The 15999-nt window shown below is 45.1% G+C and carries 15 protein-coding genes; 4 read left to right on the forward strand and 11 right to left on the reverse strand.

Annotation, left to right across the window (positions count from 1 at the left end; translation table 11 throughout):
• Positions 1 to 102: 102 nt before the first annotated feature.
• Positions 103 to 606 (forward strand): hypothetical protein, encoded by a 504-nt coding sequence (locus LOZ80_RS30280; protein ID WP_238168087.1) that lies wholly within the window; start codon positions 103 to 105, stop codon positions 604 to 606.
• Positions 607 to 646: 40 nt separating this feature from the next.
• Positions 647 to 1120, forward strand: a complete 474-nt coding sequence (locus LOZ80_RS30285; protein WP_238168088.1) for a dihydrofolate reductase — start codon at positions 647 to 649, stop codon at positions 1118 to 1120.
• A 16-nt stretch (positions 1121 to 1136) separates the two neighbouring features.
• On the opposite strand, the gene LOZ80_RS30290 is transcribed toward LOZ80_RS30285, so the two are convergent.
• Both LOZ80_RS30290 and LOZ80_RS30295 read right to left on the reverse strand, forming a co-directional pair.
• The gene (locus tag LOZ80_RS30290; protein WP_238168089.1) at positions 1137 to 1772 is read right to left on the reverse strand and encodes a DUF2306 domain-containing protein; all 636 of its coding nucleotides are present in this window, start codon (positions 1770 to 1772) and stop codon (positions 1137 to 1139) included.
• 90 nt (positions 1773 to 1862) lie between these two features.
• Complete coding sequence (locus LOZ80_RS30295) at positions 1863 to 2402, reverse strand: PadR family transcriptional regulator (RefSeq protein WP_238168090.1); 540 nt, start codon at positions 2400 to 2402, stop codon at positions 1863 to 1865.
• A 116-nt stretch (positions 2403 to 2518) separates the two neighbouring features.
• Between LOZ80_RS30295 and LOZ80_RS30300 the strand changes: the two genes are divergently transcribed.
• Positions 2519 to 4000: an MDR family MFS transporter gene (locus LOZ80_RS30300; protein ID WP_337950984.1), complete on the forward strand. Its 1482-nt coding sequence runs from the start codon at positions 2519 to 2521 to the stop codon at positions 3998 to 4000.
• Between the two features lie 351 nt (positions 4001 to 4351).
• On the opposite strand, the gene LOZ80_RS30305 is transcribed toward LOZ80_RS30300, so the two are convergent.
• From LOZ80_RS30305 to LOZ80_RS30330, 6 genes are all read right to left on the reverse strand, one after another.
• A complete protein-coding gene (locus tag LOZ80_RS30305; RefSeq protein ID WP_238168091.1) occupies positions 4352 to 4495 on the reverse strand; it encodes a hypothetical protein in 144 nt (47 codons plus the stop codon).
• A gap of 51 nt (positions 4496 to 4546) precedes the next feature.
• The gene (locus LOZ80_RS30310; protein WP_238168092.1) at positions 4547 to 5341 is read right to left on the reverse strand and encodes an ABC transporter ATP-binding protein; all 795 of its coding nucleotides are present in this window, start codon (positions 5339 to 5341) and stop codon (positions 4547 to 4549) included.
• Positions 5341 to 6255 carry an ABC transporter permease gene (locus LOZ80_RS30315; RefSeq protein WP_238168093.1) on the reverse strand — a complete coding sequence of 305 codons (915 nt, stop codon included), beginning with the start codon at positions 6253 to 6255 and terminating at the stop codon, positions 5341 to 5343. Before LOZ80_RS30315 ends, LOZ80_RS30310 begins: the two co-directional genes overlap by 1 nt.
• A 71-nt stretch (positions 6256 to 6326) precedes the next feature.
• Positions 6327 to 7385, reverse strand: coding sequence for an ABC transporter substrate-binding protein (locus LOZ80_RS30320; RefSeq protein WP_238168094.1), 1059 nt, complete (start codon positions 7383 to 7385; stop codon positions 6327 to 6329).
• 214 nt (positions 7386 to 7599) lie between these two features.
• On the reverse strand, positions 7600 to 8589 hold the full coding sequence (locus tag LOZ80_RS30325) for a Gfo/Idh/MocA family protein (RefSeq protein WP_238168095.1): 990 nt from the start codon (positions 8587 to 8589) through the stop codon (positions 7600 to 7602).
• A 118-nt stretch (positions 8590 to 8707) separates the two neighbouring features.
• A complete protein-coding gene (locus tag LOZ80_RS30330; protein ID WP_238168096.1) occupies positions 8708 to 9757 on the reverse strand; it encodes a hypothetical protein in 1050 nt (349 codons plus the stop codon).
• A 339-nt stretch (positions 9758 to 10096) separates the two neighbouring features.
• Here LOZ80_RS30330 and LOZ80_RS30335 point away from each other — a divergent pair, with 339 nt between their 5' ends.
• The gene (locus LOZ80_RS30335) at positions 10097 to 12040 is read left to right on the forward strand and encodes an AAA family ATPase (protein ID WP_238168097.1); all 1944 of its coding nucleotides are present in this window, start codon (positions 10097 to 10099) and stop codon (positions 12038 to 12040) included.
• A gap of 159 nt (positions 12041 to 12199) precedes the next feature.
• Here the strand turns inward: LOZ80_RS30335 and LOZ80_RS30340 are convergent, their stop codons facing one another.
• The 3 genes from LOZ80_RS30340 to LOZ80_RS30350 all read right to left on the reverse strand — a co-directional run bounded on the left by LOZ80_RS30340 (position 12200) and on the right by LOZ80_RS30350 (position 15981).
• Positions 12200 to 13999 (reverse strand): ABC transporter ATP-binding protein, encoded by a 1800-nt coding sequence (locus LOZ80_RS30340; RefSeq protein ID WP_238168098.1) that lies wholly within the window; start codon positions 13997 to 13999, stop codon positions 12200 to 12202.
• Between the two features lie 132 nt (positions 14000 to 14131).
• Complete coding sequence (locus LOZ80_RS30345) at positions 14132 to 15061, reverse strand: NAD-dependent epimerase/dehydratase family protein (RefSeq protein WP_238168099.1); 930 nt, start codon at positions 15059 to 15061, stop codon at positions 14132 to 14134.
• A gap of 68 nt (positions 15062 to 15129) precedes the next feature.
• The gene (locus tag LOZ80_RS30350) at positions 15130 to 15981 is read right to left on the reverse strand and encodes a MerR family transcriptional regulator (RefSeq protein ID WP_238168100.1); all 852 of its coding nucleotides are present in this window, start codon (positions 15979 to 15981) and stop codon (positions 15130 to 15132) included.
• Between the last annotated feature and the right edge of the window lie 18 nt (positions 15982 to 15999).

Raw genomic sequence — 15999 nt, forward strand, 5'->3', positions numbered from 1 at the left:
ACACAACTTTTATAAACTGAATTTAAACCATTTCGAATTTTTGTGAGGCAAGGACTTTTTTCGGAAAAAACTTTGTGATACATTTTGGAGAAAGGAAACCATTTGGGGGTATTCACGGATATGGTCAATCAAGCCTATACGGAATTCAAAAGTCTTTCTTCCAGCGAAGCAGAAGCTGCGTTCCAAAACGAAGTGCAATCCGAAGGCTACTCCGGCTTCAGAAGGCTGCTGGACGGCCTTACAGAGGCCATTAAAACGGCTTTAGATGCTGACATCGCTGAGATCGAAAGCGCGATCAGCAAAGGCAGAAGCCTATTCCCGGAACCTGTTCAATTCAGTCCGTCGTGGGAATATGTCTGGGCCGAACTTGAAGCAACGATCGGGGCCAAAAAACACGCGCTTACAGCTATTGCGCCAGCCGACCGCACTGGAGAGTGGCAGGTGATTATGGATAATCCGAACGTCGTGCAGGAAGTCGTTTGTTACCCAGGGCTCGATTTCCTGGATGCGGCTTATTTATATGCGTACTTCCGGCCTCAATTGGAAAAATCAGAGTATATTCGCTTGCAGAAGATTCAAACGCTTATTCAGGATGTCGGCAGTTGAAAAGGCTGTTACCATACAGCAACAAGGGGGGAAGGATTGCATGATCATATCAATTATTGCAGCAGCTTCCATGAACGGCGTCATTGGCATGGACGAACTTATTCCCTGGCAGATCCCTGGGGAGCAGATCCGGTTCAAAGAACTTACGCTTGGGAAATCGGTCATAATGGGGAGAAAAACGTTTGAATCCATTGGCAAGCCTTTGCCGCGGAGAAAAACCGTCATCATTTCTAGAACGGTACAAATCACAGACGCGAATTGTGTAACAGTGAAGTCACTCGAGCAAGCGCTCGAACTTTTGAAGGACGAAGACGAAATTTTCATCGCCGGTGGCGGAGAAGTTTATAGAGAAGCGCTGCCTTTAGCGGATAAACTGTATTTGACCGAGGTAGAGAAAGAAATCGCGGGAAATATTTATTTCCCGGCATTCGACAAAGAATCCTTCCAATTAACCTACAAACAGCCAGTCAACGGAACGATTCCATATACGTATTATACCTACGAAAGAAAATAACAGAGGTGCGGATCGGCTAAGCCTTTGTGCCTTTCAGGAGGAACCACTCAACTACGATGAGATTGACTAGAAGGCCGATCCAAATGTTAACTTCCAGTATTTCTGCAACCATCTGCTCACGTCCGCCTGCGGGCAGGTGGAACCCGTGCATAGCGAGATATAGGAGGATACAAATCGGAACAATTAATCTGGCCGAAGTCGCCACCAGGGTAACCGCATAGCTGCGGATCATCCAGATGCGATGCTCTCGGAACTGCTTGTTTACCGCGAAGCGGAAAGCTTTCCAAGTTGTCACGAGCCACAACAAGCTCAATGTCAAGAACGCCATGGCCTTAGTAAAGCTATCGATATATAGAGTCATCACGAGTCCTAACAGCCCACTCAACATGATGCTCGCGACATAGATACGGCCAAGCGCCCTATGCCACTGCGGATAACGGACACGAAAACGCTGATGAAATTGAAATAAGCCGCTGATTAAAGCAACCAGGGCGAATCCAATATGGACCACTAGCACAGTATAATGCAGAGAAAAAGACGCATCCAATGTTACTCTACTGCGCGCAGGATCTAGAGAAAGATAAGGAAATACCGCAGCCATGGCTACGCCAACAATAAGAAGACTCAAGAAAACTCCAAATTTTTTACCCAAATCAATAACCCCCTTTTCATTCACCACTCCTCTCCTAGTGTAGTTCCTTCATCTAAAGGGCAACTAAATAAACTCTTAAATATTTCTAAACTAAGATAATTTCTTCTTCATCCACTCGCACCAAGCCAGATCTGCGTCGACCTTCATCATCGCTTTCCGCACAAGAACATAAGGCCCGAACTGTAAATCGGTTATTTCCAAATCCTCCAGATCCTTGCCGCTTTCTTCTTTGAATTTATCGAACAGTTGATTGAAGCGTTCTTTTTTCTTTACATAATATACTTTGCGATCTGCAAGCAATTTCAACGCATGTTCTTTATCCACGAGGCTGATGCAGTAAACTTTCAACGCTAGTTCATCGCGAAAAACAGGATCATCCGTAGGCTCCTTAATCCAATGACGAATCGCTTCCTTGCCGAGGTCCGTTATCGAATATACCTTTTTATCCGGTTTATCGGACTGTGGGACATGCACGAATGCTACATACCCCTTCTGTTCTAATAGAGCAAGGAGTGGGTAGATTTGGCTGTGTTTCGCTTGCCAGAAAGGCTGAATATGCTGCATAAGTTCGTAACCCGTACGGGAATGCTTGGTTAACAGACTAAGTAAGCCATAAGAAAGGGTATTCATAGACACTCCTCTAATATGTCATTATTGACATATTACATCTTTGGTAGTATGATGATTTTCATTCAAATTATAGAGAATCCGGCGAAGAAGTCAATGGATGGAGTGGAGGCAACACCTTGAGTAAGGATGATTTACAGCAAGTCCGATTCTGGCCCGTTATGATTGCCATTTTTTTCGGATCGTTCGTATCAATCCTAAGTATGAGCACGATTAATATTGCCATACCGATTTTGAGCGAGCATTTCCAAACCGATTTAAGTAAGATTCAGTGGACGATTACGGGCTTCATGCTCGCGAGCGGCACCATTGCCCCGATTACCGGCTATTTCGGCGAACGGTTTAGCTACAAGCGTTTATACGCGTTAGCGCTCGTTGGTTTCACGGTCTTTTCCTTTTTATGCGCCATTTCTTGGGATGCAACTTCGCTTATTGCTTTCCGTATCGCACAAGGGGCATTCAGTGGTCTCATTATGCCTGCTACGATGACGATTGTCTACCAAGTAATCCCTCGCGACAAACAACCTATCGCGATTTCCTTATGGTCTTTATCGGCGATGATGGCTCCTGCGATCGGTCCAACGCTAAGCGGATGGCTTTTGCAAAATTGGAGCTGGCACTGGTTGTTCCTCATGAACATCCCTGTCGGTCTCGTCGCTATTTTCCTGGTTTTGAAATTGATTCCTTATTACCGTCTTTCCGTGCCCAAAAAATTCGATCTCATTGGCTTGCTAACTGTCGTTATCAGCAGCCTTTCTTTGCTGGTCGCTTTCTCCCAAGGTCATGCCTGGGGTTGGGGATCGGGTAAAGTTATCGGCTTGTTCGCTCTCGGATTCGTCGTCCTTCTCCTCTTCATTTGGAGAGAGTTAACGGTAGAATCACCGCTGCTGAATATTCGTGTCTTACACAATACACGTTACTCGTTAACGCTTATTATTTCCAGTATTGTGACCATTAGTTTATATTCCGGGACTTTTTTAACGCCTATTTTCTTGCAAAATATTCAACATGTAACCCCTCTGGATACAGGTCTGATTCTGCTTCCTGCATCACTGGCTATGGCTCTGTGCATGCCGATTGTCGGGAAACTGTATGGCATTGTCGGTCCTCGCGTCCTTATGTTCAGCGGAATTGCGTTGATCGCTGTCGGTACGTTAACGCTTAGCTGGTTAAGTGTAGACGTATCTCGCAGCTACATTCTGTTCTGGATGATCGTTCGGAACATCGGTATTGCTCTGGCGACCATGCCTGCGAGCAATGCGGGTATGGAACAAATTCCGCGGACGCTGTCCGGCCATGCCACATCGATCAGCAACTGGGTTCGCAACGTCTTCGGTTCGTTCGCCATCGCCCTCTTCACATCGGTTCTGTCATCCAAAACCGCTTCCCATACGACCGAATTGGTAAGCAGCGGCATCAAGGATAAAGTGGTTATTGGCACACACGCCTTCACCATGAGTGTCAATGATGTTTACTTGCTCGCTACCTTCATTGTAATCGTCGCTTTGCCGCTCACTTTATTTATCAAAAAGCGGCCGATTGAGAAAGAAGATCCAGCAGCGATTAATGCTGCTATTAAATCTAGCGCAGCTGCAAAGTAATACTTTGAAAAGCCTCACTATACTCAGATGTATATCGGTGGCGTAGGTTCTAGAGGAGAAGGCGGCGCTTATTAAAAAGCAGCAGCTGGGGACAACGCTAACGGGAATCCCTCTCGCTGGAATGATATAGGGAACAATTCAGGCTGTCGAGAAATTCTCGGCAGCCTTTATTTGAGATGGGGTAAGCGAAGCTTGCCCAAAAGGCCAATGGACCTTGAGGTAATCTGCCTAACGAACTCAACAACCTTTATTTGCTCAAAATGGTACATTAAAAAAATCTATCGAATTCCCGATACGTTATTTCATATAAATCATCATCATTCCGCCTAAAAACTGCTCGATAACGCCAATTCAGTTCATTAGATCTTCAAAGTAGCCAATTTCTCGTCTATAAGCATCATACAGTTCATTAGAATGACAGATGCAGATGGGATTGGCGGGGGCACGCAGCCATAACGCCGTTTCCAGCGTTGCAAGCATTACTTCCGCCAACATGGCAAAGAGGCTGCTCCTTAGGTTTTCAACCTTTGGTGACAGCCTCTTGCTTTATCCCAACACCACGCGGTCATCTGCCAGCTTGGTGCCGCTTATGTTCTCGAACTCACCGAGCAATTGCTCTACCGTGAGGTTCTTTTTGCGTTCTTCGGTCACATCAAGGATGATGCGGCCTTTGTCCATCATGATCAGGCGGTTGCCGAGTCGGATCGCCTGCTCCATGTTGTGCGTGACCATCAAGGTGGTCAGCTTCATCTCGCGCACGATGTCCTCGGTCAATCGTGTGATCAGTTCCGCGCGCGAGGGGTCGAGCGCGGCCGTGTGCTCGTCAAGCAGCAGAATCTGCGGCTTGGTGAACGTCGCCATGAGCAAGCTGAGGGCTTGGCGCTCGCCGCCGGAGAGCAGCCCCACCTTGGCGCGCAGTCGGCCTTCCAGGCCGATCCCGAGGCGCTGGAGCTGTTCCAGGAACAACGCGCGCTTGCGCGCGGTGACGCCGAAGCTGAGCCCGCGCTTCTTGCCGCGGGCATACGCCATGGCGAGATTCTCCTCGATGGTCATTCGAGGAGCCGTCCCCGCCATGGGATCTTGAAAGACGCGGCCGATCCACCGGCTGCGCTCGTACTCCGGCAGGTGGTGAATGACCTCGCCGCCGATCCGCACTTCGCCGGCATCCGGCGTCATGACGCCGGAGATGACATTCATCAGCGTCGACTTCCCGGCGCCGTTGCTGCCGATGACCGTGACGAAGTCTCCGGGCTTCAGGTTGAGGTTGATCCCGATCAGGGCAATTTTCTCATCCGCCGAGCCAGGGTTGAACAGCTTGGAAACATTGGAGAGCTGAAGCATCAGCGTTTACCTCCCTTATTCAATTGCACAGCGCGAGCGATAAGCTCCGCCGATCGCCGTTTTGCCATTGCTTTTTGCTTGATGGAGCGCTGAATAGAAGGCAGTACCAGCGCGATGATAACGATGATGGCTGTAATCAGCTTCAAGTCAGAAGCTTTCAGCCATTCAACGCGAAGCGCCAACGCGACCACGATACGGTACACGATAGAACCAAGAACAGCCGCCAGCGTCGCCCGAAAGACTGAACCAGCTCCGAAGATCGCTTCCCCAATAATGACAGAAGCAAGCCCAATCACGATCATTCCGATCCCCATCGAGATATCAGCGAAGCCCGATTGCTGTGCAATCAAAGCACCGGACAGCGCGACTAATCCATTGGACAAGCTAACGCCCAGAATCGTCGTGCGGTCCGTGTTCGCTCCGAAACTGCGAATCATACGGGCGTTATCCCCCGTTGCTCGCAGTGAAAGCCCCAGGTCCGTATGCAAGAAAGCATCCAGCAGAAGCTTGAATACAACGACAATAATGAGCACGACCGTAATCGGCTTCATGGTGGAGAACAGCGTATCCGCGCCCAGCAGCGAGATATTCGGTTTTCCCATAATACGCATATTAATGGAGTACAGCGCAATCATCATCAGAATTCCTGACAATAAGCCATTAATCTTGCCCTTCGTATGAAGCAAGCCCGTGCAGGCGCCAGCAGCAAGTCCGCCCACAAAAGCAGCCAAGCAAGCCAAGATTGGTGAGTAACCGTGCGATATCATGATCGCGGCGATTGCCCCGCCTGTTGTGAAGCTGCCGTCTACTGTTAAATCGGGGAAATCAAGAATACGAAACGTGATATAAACGCCCAATGCCATTAAGGCATAAAGCAGTCCTAACTCGACGGCACCCACCATGGAATCCATCATCTGAATAACCTCCCTAGCTTTGAAAAAAGAGGTGAACGAAAGTGACGTTCACCCCTTATGTGTCCTACTGCTTACTTAATGATGTTTTTCTCTTTATCCTTGACGGCATTTTTCATCGCGTCCGTTACTTCAACGCCTTGCGCTGCCGCTGCTTTCAAGTTCAAAATCAGATCCAGCTTCTCAGGAACTGTTACTTTCATGTCAGCCGGTTTTTTGCCATTCTTAAGAATTTCTACAGCCATTTGACCTACTTGGTAGCCATGGTCATAGTATTTGAAACCAACTGTTGCGAATGCTCCCTTTTCAACCGTATCACGGTCACTGGAGAAGAAAGGCATCTTTTTCTCGTTGGCAATTTGAATAATTCCGTCTACACCGCTAACAACCGTATTGTCCAGCGTGATCAAGAACGCATCTGCACGACCTACAAGAGATTGCGCTGCTTGCTTCACTTCGGAAGTGTTCGTTACCGGTGCTTTGATCAGTTTAATACCGTGTTTGGTAAGGGATTCTTCCGCATTTTTAGCCATAATAACAGCATTCGGTTCGCCTTCGTTGATGACAAGACCAACCGTTTTGATTTTTGGCATGTTCGTTGCTACGAAATCCATTAATTGAGCTACAGCCATTGGATTCGTGTCGGATGCTCCGGACACATTGCCGCCCGGTTTGTCTACACTGCTAACGATTTTGGCAGCCAACGGATCCGTTACAGCTGCAAACAGAATTGGTGCTTTCTTCACTTGCTGCACAACTGCTTGTGCGGATGGTGTTGCGATCCCGAGTACCAAATCATTGTCCGCGGAGGCAATTTTTTGGGCGATGGATAAATTGTTCGTTTGGTCACCTTGAGCATTGTTGAAATCAACCTTCAAGTTCGTGCCTTCTACGATCCCGGCATCTTTGAGCGCTGCCAAGAAGCCTTGACGCGTTGCATCCAAAGAAGGATGCTCAACAATTTGCGAAATGGCAATTTTATAATTCTTCGCTGCTGCAGCTGTTGCTGCCGGTGCTGTCGATGCTGGCGTGGTGGCTGCCGGAGACTTGTCCGCCGCCTTTTGCCCGCAACCTGCTGCTACAAGCATAAGTGCTGCTGATAAAACGAGTGACGCGAGTGCTTTCTTTTTCAAATGAATTACCCCTCTCTACGTTCCCATTTGTTGAAATTGGTCTCATTTTCCACTCATCACTTTAACGCTTTCGCTTGGAAAAGCGTGAGGATGCGGGGCTGTGAGACACCCAAGTATGGATGACAATTAACCATAGTTTAATTGCCTCTTGGGTTTCCGTCAATTGTTTTATCCGCATATGTGTGTGATTTGTAAATATCTGGTGCAAGCGCAATCATAGCGATGGCTTCGCATAGTAATCCTTCAACAGCTCATCCATAACACGATTCGTCCGGGCAGCCGTAACCCCTGTGCTTGGACTTTGGCCAATTCCTCTTAATTCCTCAACAACCTTCGTAATCAGCGGCTGCTGAACATGTGGCGGATTCGGAATCTTCCGCTCCTCGATTTGACCATCGATTCGTTCTATGCGCAGATCATCGCCGAATGTGGAAAATGTGATTTTCCCCAGACTGCCAACGATTTCATTGCTATCCTTGTAGGTAAATGTATTGAAGCCCCAGATGCCTGTCCCCATCACACCGGATTCAAATGCATAGGTCGTCGTTACGATGTCCTCTACTTGATAGCGCTTGGACTGATTTCTAGCGAAGCCTTTGACATCTCCAATAGAGCCCAATAGATAATCAAGAATATCCAGCGTATGACTCGCTAAATCAACGAACAACCCGCCACCGGATAGCTCCGACTGGATGCGCCAAGGCAATTCTTCGCCCTGCTTATCCTTCAACTGCTGCAAATAGGTGGTCTGCACGAAGCGGACATCCCCTATAACGCCGCTGTCCAGCAAGCGTTTAATTTCTACAAACCTTGGCAGCCCTCTTCGATAATAGGCGACAAACAAAGGAACTTGCGCCTCTTCGCAGGCGGCTATCATCTCCAGACATTCCTGGTGATTTCTGGCCATCGGCTTCTCCACATACACAGGTTTCCCGGCCTTCGCAGCCAACAAGGCATATTCATGATGAAAAGCTGGCGGTGTCGCGACATAAATCGCATTCACATCAGGATCATGGATCAGCGCCTCAGCATCAGCATACCATTTGGCTACCCCGTGCCGTTTGGCATAGTCTTCAGCCAGCTCGCCATTACGCCGCATGACGGCGACAAGCTCGGAGCCTTCTACTTTTTGCAGCGCCGGACCGCTTTTAACTTCCGTAACATCCCCGCAGCCGATAATTCCCCAACGTACTTTATCCATCATCTCGCTCCTCCTAGAGGTAACTATTTTAGCTAATGAATAGAGTATTCGACGTTCGCTTGTTGCTTCCTTTGAGGGTGTGGGGATCTGGGAAGAAACTGGGTTACTCTTAGCCCACACATTATGCACTAATTATCTCAGCGCGAACTTCAATTTCAGGCTCAATCCGTATGTTTTCAACTTCCTCAATAAAGTTTCTATGAAACTTGAATAATTGTATTATTAAATCGCCATCTTTACGAGCTTCCAATGTATAGAACGGGTATGATATTTTCACCAAAAACACTTGATCTGATTTATCCTTATAGAATTTCAAACCATAACATACTGACTCATCATTTGCTTCAATCTGTTCCATGCCCTTAAAATGATGTTTACTGTCATCATGAGTGCTAATTTCCCAATGATTTGGTGCATATCCCACAGATGTAAGCCATAGTTTGATAGTCAAATTAAATACATTTTTATACTTGTCGTCTATTAGTTGTACGTCATAGGAAGGTTGTTCAGATATTTTCGTAATATTGGCAGTATTTGAACCCAACATTTCATATTTATTTAATGAATTCAAATATTCATTATCAAGCATTTTCGTCATTGATTCGGGAATCTCCGATGAATCATAAGTATATATTATATTCAATTTTTCTTTTGGCTTAAAGGCTAAACCATTTACTCCATACTCAATAACTGAATCTATAAACTTAGTTTCAAAATCATTTTCTATGCTTATAAAATGTAAATCATTGTTATATCTAATGGGAATGATATGCCCATCAAATGTATTTTCCAAGACATAAGCTTCATTTTTCTTTTTGAACACATTTCCGTAATATTGTCTAATTGAACCTTCACACGTTATTACATATAGTTCATCAATGCCATCTTTATCAATGTCAATAAGGTAAGATGATTCATAATAATTTTTAATAGAATCCATTTCAGATGGGTTGCTCACTATGGAAAGCTTATCTTGCTTCATGTATTCTTCAAGATTTATTTCAAAATCCTGTTGTGTATATAATAAATCCACTTCGCGGTTCCTGATAATCCTATACAGGTAACTCTCCCATACTTCTTGCTTTTTGGTAAGCAATATTTCAGTTGGGTCTTTTGATACAATAAACATGATCATAATTGTAATTGCAACAACTTTTTGAATAGCCCTCATTTTTCTCATCACCTCCGTTGCCCTCTATACTCTGCTAATCTATGGCCTCAATAAATCGAAGCTACTACTTTGTCGATTATTCCACGCCTTACCAGCCTTTCCTATACTTCCGTTTTGAAGAGTTTTGACATTTGGGGATTGAATCATTAATGTAGACTCTTTTAAAACTAGATAAGGTTCAAACAATGGGAATACAGGGAACACTTCCCACAATATAACTTTAGTCACAATTCGCCAATTAAGGCTAGAATTCAACATTTTTTCTTTAATAAAGAAAATTTTGTAGTATTATAGAACTAAAATCAATCGAAAGAAGATGAAAGGAAGGAATGTGCTTACATGTATTTAAATAGAGTTTCAATTGAGAACTTTCGCTCAATTGAAAAAATCACAATATCTTTCATTACAAAATGCAGGGTATTGGTTGGAAAGAATGAAGTTGGTAAATCCAATATTTTAAAAGCCCTATCAACGTTAAATTCGAATAATAAAATTAATAACAATGATTTAAGAGATGGTTTGCCAGATGAGAATTTAATTAGAGAAGGGAAAATATGGTTTTTCTTCACCTTGGACTCCAAAGACAAAAATACAATACTTGTTTCACAAACCAAGAAAGTACTAACAAAAGATATAAACAAGCTCGCACTATTTACTAAAGAAGGGGAAGAAGAACTCCTTAAAAACATTATTGATACCTGCTATGATGAAACTATTTATAAAGTAGCCATTCCTACGGGTAAAAGAATGCAATCTACTACTCCGTTGAAAAGTGCTGATAATTACGTAGTCCCAAGTAATCTAAAAAAGCCAATTGCTAACACTGAATATACTTTTGATTTAAATGGAGAGTTAGTCAACTTAAACAGTTTTGATCTAATTAATATTCAAGATTTCCCTGAGATTCCCCCAATTCACTACGAGAATGTTACAGGCCAATATATACTAAAATGTATATCTACTACTATCAATGATTTTGCTCTTAATAATAAAGTAGATACAATTTTTTGGCGCTATGAAAATAAACATCTATTACCACCCAGTATAATAATAAGCACTTTCATTTCTAATCCAGATAGTTGCCTTCCACTAAAGTCGATGTTTGAATTAGCAGGAATAAATAATATTCCAGAAACTATTCAGGATGCAATAAGTAAAAATAAACAAGGGCTAAGAAATTTATTAGATAGAGTAGCCACAAAGACTACAGAACATTTTCAAAACGTTTGGAATGAATATAATCATATCCGATTTGAGTTAAGTCCTAATGGCGAACATATTGAAGCAAGCATTAAGGATAAATTTAATCGATATGAATTGGTCCAGCGTAGTGACGGGTTTAAAAGATTTATAAGTTTCCTCCTATCTATATCCGCTAAGGTTCAAAGCGACAACATGAAAAATGCTCTACTACTTTTTGACGAGCCTGATTTGGGGTTACATCCTTCTGGCCAAAAGTATTTAAGAGATGAATTAATAAAAATTTCTACGCATAACCACATAATTTACAGTACACACTCGATTTTCATGATTGACAAAGAGGAAATATCACGACATTTAATTGTAGATAAATCAGATGAACAAACAAAAGTAACCGAAGTTAATGAGTCCAACTTTGTTGATGAAGAAGTAATATTCAAAGCTTTAGGCTTCTCAGTATTTGAAACTCTAAAAAGCAAGAACATTATTTTTGAAGGATGGAAGGACAAGGAATTATTTAGCATTGCAATGACAAATGTTCCAGAAAAATATAAAGATGTAAAGAAACTAATAGATGCTGGTTTATGTCATGCTAAAGGTGTAAAAGATGTTAAACACATTGCGAATATTCTTGAACTTGCTAATCGGCAATATATAATATTAAGTGATAATGATAAACCTGCCAGAGAATGGCAGAAAGAGTTTGTTAAGTTAAGAATGCATGGAGTATGGAAGAGATATGATGAATTAACTGAAGGATTTAATGTAAGTACTGTGGAGGATTTTATTAAACCACATTGCTTCATAAGAACAATTGATGAATTACGAGAAAATACATATAAAAATCTACCACTTATAACAAAAGAGTCTTTTATAACTACAAAACCCAAATTGCTAATACTTGATGATGCATTAAAAGTTGTTGAAACGGATAAAGAAAGTAGGAAGCAAATAATCGAGGAAATAAAAGATATGGTAATTGAAAATCTAAAGCCAGCCGATTTAGAAGATTCATATTATCTATTGTTAGAAAACTTATTAGAAGAAATATTTCCAAGTGATCAGCTTGCTAAAATAACATGATAAAAATGCGATATTTTTAGATAGCATTTTTATTTTTTATATCTTTTTCAACAGATTAAATGGACTGAATTATTTATGTTTTCTATTAAAAAACCGCTCCATTTTAGGAGCGGTTTCTTCCTTTGTATACGAATATCCCGAAGCGGCTTTAACCAATTTCTACAACCCAACCCCAGGCGCATGCTCCGCAACCATCTGCTCCTGCAATTGCAATTGCTGCGCCGCGAACTCGCGGTACATCTCGTGTGATTCCACCAATTGCTGATGCGTGCCGCTGCCTGTGACTACGCCTTTGTCGAGGAAAATGATTTGGTCGGCATCGACGACCGTCGATAAGCGGTGCGCGATGACGAGTGTCGTGCGCCCTTGCATCAGATTCTGCAAAGCCTGCTGCACAACGACCTCTGATTTGCTGTCCAGACTCGATGTCGCTTCGTCCAGCATTAGGATTTTCGGATCGCGCAGCAAGGCTCGAGCGATGGCAATCCGTTGTCGTTGTCCGCCGGATAGCTTGATCCCGCGCTCCCCAACTTCCGTATCGTACTTCTGCGGGAGTTCATCAATGAAAGCATCGGCATAGGCCATCTTCGAAGCTCTTTGCAGCTCTTCCATCGACACGTCATGCTGCAAGCCGTAACAAATATTATCGCGAATCGTCCCGGCAATCAGCGGACTCTCTTGCGACACATACCCGATCTGGCTGCGCCAAGAGATGAGCGAGAACTGGTCAATACCCTCATCACCCAGTGAGATAGCCCCCTGCTGAGGTGTATAGAACCGCTCCAACAGCGAGAACATCGTCGTCTTCCCGCTTCCGCTCGGACCTACGATAGCCGTGACCTTGCCCGCTTCCATGGTGAAGCTGACATTCTTCAAGACAGGTTCCCCTTCTTTGTACCCGTAGGTCACCCGATCGAACAGCAGCGATTGCGAAGCGTTCGCAACAGGGACGCCAGCATGTGGGTTCTCTTCTTCGTAATCGAGCACATTGAGAATCGTGTCTGTAGCCCCCATAGCTTTCTGCGCTTGATTAAAGAACTGCGTAATTTGCGTAATCGGCATAATAATTTGGAACAAATACAACATGAAGGCGACTAACTGCCCGGCCGTGATCGCTCCCGAGGCTACACGTGTGCCGCCATAGCCAAAAAGCACAACGAATAGCATAAGCATAACGAAGGTAACCAGCGGCGCCATCAGCGCTTGGATGCGGCCTTCTTTTAAGCCGAATTTGAACAGCTTCTGAATGCCTGTGCTGCCTTCTTTATATTCGACAGGCTCGGCATTCGCAGCTTTGACAAGACGAATTTCCGACAATACCCGGTTAAGCACCGATGTGAAGCTGGCCGTCTCTGCTTGCATGCCTTTGGATATTTTGAACATTTGTCGACCCAGCGGGAAGAGAATTACGAATGCAATGGGGAATACGCTGAACATGATGAGTGTCATTTTCCAATCCATATAAATTAGAACGACGATGGAACCGACAATCGAAATAATACCTGTAACAAAGCCTGACATATGCTCCGCGATCAAACCTTTAATAACGGCGGTGTCATTCGTCATGCGAGAAATCGTGTCACCTGTCTGGTGGTTGTCATAATAGCTAACCGGCAGCACGAGCAGCTTTTTCCATAGTCGCTCTCTAATCCCGGCCACAACCCGCTGTCCGGCGAAATTCAGCAAGTAGACGGAAACGCCAGAGGCGATCGCCGAAGCAACGAAAGCAATAGCCATTCCGCTAATCTGCAGCCAATTCAGCGAATCAATAGAGAAGCTGTCGACGACATTCTTCGTGAACAGCGGGATAACCAAGCCGACCAAGGTCGAGATCACGCTCAATCCTAATGCTATGCCTAGTACAAGCTTGGGGGGATTGGTCTGGAGCAGCAAGCGGATAAAACCGCGCCAATTGCCTTTGCCCTTGAGCTCATCTTTCGTTGTAGTTGCCGTTCCCATATCTATCTACTCCTTTACCGATCGGATATTTACATCCGTCTGTGTATGATCTTCTTCTTTAACCAGATCATACACGTCTATTTTAAACGGAATATAAACAAAATGAATCCGTCGCTAGAAGTAGCTTGCTTCTTATTTTGCTTGCGTGCGGTACCACGCCACAGTTTCCTTGAGCGCTGTACGAAGCGGTGTTGGCGTCATCACCGAACCAAATCGCTGTGTAAATTTCGTGCAATCCATCACAAATGGCTGCTCAAATTCATACAGCATCTCGATCATTTCGCGCGCCGCGGGTATGAATAAGCCGCCAATGCGCAGCATGCCACGCCCCATCGTGCCGATCCGCGGAGCGTGTCCCGCAGCCTCGAAGGCCAATTCTGTGAACCTGCGGGCACTTACCGTCTCCGCATGGGGCACGTGCCAGATCTGACCGAGAGCATCCTCGTGCTCGCTCAGGACGACAAGGGCTCGGCCAAAGTCCTCGACGTAGGTTACTGTGTGCAGCTGATCGGGGTTCCCCATCAGAGCAACCGACTTCCCGGCTATCAGCGGCCCAAAAAAACGCCCGCCAAATGAGGAATTCGCCGCATGCGGTCCATAAAAGTCCGATCCTCTGCCGATTGCCACCTTAAGTATGCCTTGGTTATGCAAATTCAGCAGGTTCTGAGCGACTTCTGCCCGCACTTTCCCTTTGCGCGTATGCGCCTTATAAGGCATTCCCTCATGCATGGGGCCTTGAACCTCTCCATACATATAGAGATTATCTCCCATGATCAAACTGGCTTGATGGAAGGCTGCCGCTTGGGTAATACAGCTCATCATTTGCTGAAACAAGCCCTCCCACTTGTGATAAGGAGGGGCTGCACACTGGAATACATGGGTTGCCCCCTTTAACGCCGCTAGCGCTCCGCCTTCGCTCATCAGATCGCCCTGTACCACTTCAACATCGCCAGGGACGTTAGCTTTTCCCGAAGAATTGACCATTCTAACCTTTTTCCCTTTGCGTAAAAGTTCTTTCATCACAGCCCGACCCAATGGTCCCGTTCCTAAAATGACTTCCATCCTGCCATCCTCCTAAGCGTTTATCGCCGGTTAACCAGCCTATAAAATAAAAATAAACCCTATAGCAACTATAGGGTCAATACGCGTTTTACAGGAATTTGCAAATCAACGATAAACTCTTCGACATTCCTCATATGTGTAAAATCAACCAGATAACGTTCCAATACAGGACCGTTCTCTTCGTAACCATTTTCGTTCATCCACTGTCTCAGACGTCTATAGAGACCCTTGCACGATTCCTCGTTCGGGAACCCGGCGAATACCGCCGATATGTAGTCACCGCCAGGCAGCCATCTTGTGAACGAAGGTTCATGCTCGCAAGGCAGTATGGGAATACAAACCTCGATATCCGAGTCGTTGCGGTCAAATGTCAGCAGATCCTCGTGATAGATCGTCCAGAAGTAGCCATCCGCCGTCAACCCATGCTCTTTGATCCGGTCAAATAGAGCCATGAATCGGATCACGGAAGATTCCATGCCGCATACAGCATTTTGGCGTTCATACGCCATGAATCGATCCGGATACGTTTGCAGTTCCAAATAATAATCCGTTCCTTCAAAAGCTTTGCGCAGCTGACTATGGTCATCCAAATGCTTCAACCGCTCATCAATGGTTCCGACAACGGTTTGCAGCGTCCGAATGGTTTCTTCGGCCTCCGCTTTCTTCGCACTCATCAGCTCAGGGATGCTGGCCATGCTGTTGTTTTTGAACACCTGCCCAACCTGCTCAAGCGTAAACTGCATGCTTTGCAGGTCCTGCACAACCTTAATGGCCAGAATGTCATGGCTCGAATAATAGCGATACCCATTCTGGGCATCCACTCGATGCGGCTTAACAAGCCCGATTTTGTCATAGAAATGAAGCGTTTGGATTGAGGTCTGGCATATCTTAGCAGTCTGTCCTACCGTGTATCCTTGCATGGTCGGCTCCCCTCCTAT

The sequence above is a fragment of the Paenibacillus sp. HWE-109 genome (assembly GCF_022163125.1).
Lineage (GTDB): Bacteria > Bacillota > Bacilli > Paenibacillales > NBRC-103111 > Paenibacillus_E.

What these genes read in the sequence shown, in the direction of transcription:
- LOZ80_RS30315 (WP_238168093.1), bottom strand. Translation starts at nt 6,255, where the DNA reads ATGATGGATTCCATGGTGGGTGCCGTCGAGTTAGGACTGCTTTATGCC.
- LOZ80_RS30285 (WP_238168088.1), top strand. Translation starts at nt 647, where the DNA reads ATGATCATATCAATTATTGCAGCAGCTTCCATGAACGGCGTCATTGGC.
- LOZ80_RS30325 (WP_238168095.1), bottom strand. Translation starts at nt 8,589, where the DNA reads ATGATGGATAAAGTACGTTGGGGAATTATCGGCTGCGGGGATGTTACG.
- LOZ80_RS30310 (WP_238168092.1), bottom strand. Translation starts at nt 5,341, where the DNA reads ATGCTTCAGCTCTCCAATGTTTCCAAGCTGTTCAACCCTGGCTCGGCG.
- LOZ80_RS30295 (WP_238168090.1), bottom strand. Translation starts at nt 2,402, where the DNA reads ATGAATACCCTTTCTTATGGCTTACTTAGTCTGTTAACCAAGCATTCC.
- LOZ80_RS30350 (WP_238168100.1), bottom strand. Translation starts at nt 15,981, where the DNA reads ATGCAAGGATACACGGTAGGACAGACTGCTAAGATATGCCAGACCTCA.
- LOZ80_RS30340 (WP_238168098.1), bottom strand. Translation starts at nt 13,999, where the DNA reads ATGGGAACGGCAACTACAACGAAAGATGAGCTCAAGGGCAAAGGCAAT.
- LOZ80_RS30305 (WP_238168091.1), bottom strand. Translation starts at nt 4,495, where the DNA reads ATGTTGGCGGAAGTAATGCTTGCAACGCTGGAAACGGCGTTATGGCTG.
- LOZ80_RS30330 (WP_238168096.1), bottom strand. Translation starts at nt 9,757, where the DNA reads ATGAGGGCTATTCAAAAAGTTGTTGCAATTACAATTATGATCATGTTT.
- LOZ80_RS30345 (WP_238168099.1), bottom strand. Translation starts at nt 15,061, where the DNA reads ATGGAAGTCATTTTAGGAACGGGACCATTGGGTCGGGCTGTGATGAAA.
- LOZ80_RS30335 (WP_238168097.1), top strand. Translation starts at nt 10,097, where the DNA reads ATGTATTTAAATAGAGTTTCAATTGAGAACTTTCGCTCAATTGAAAAA.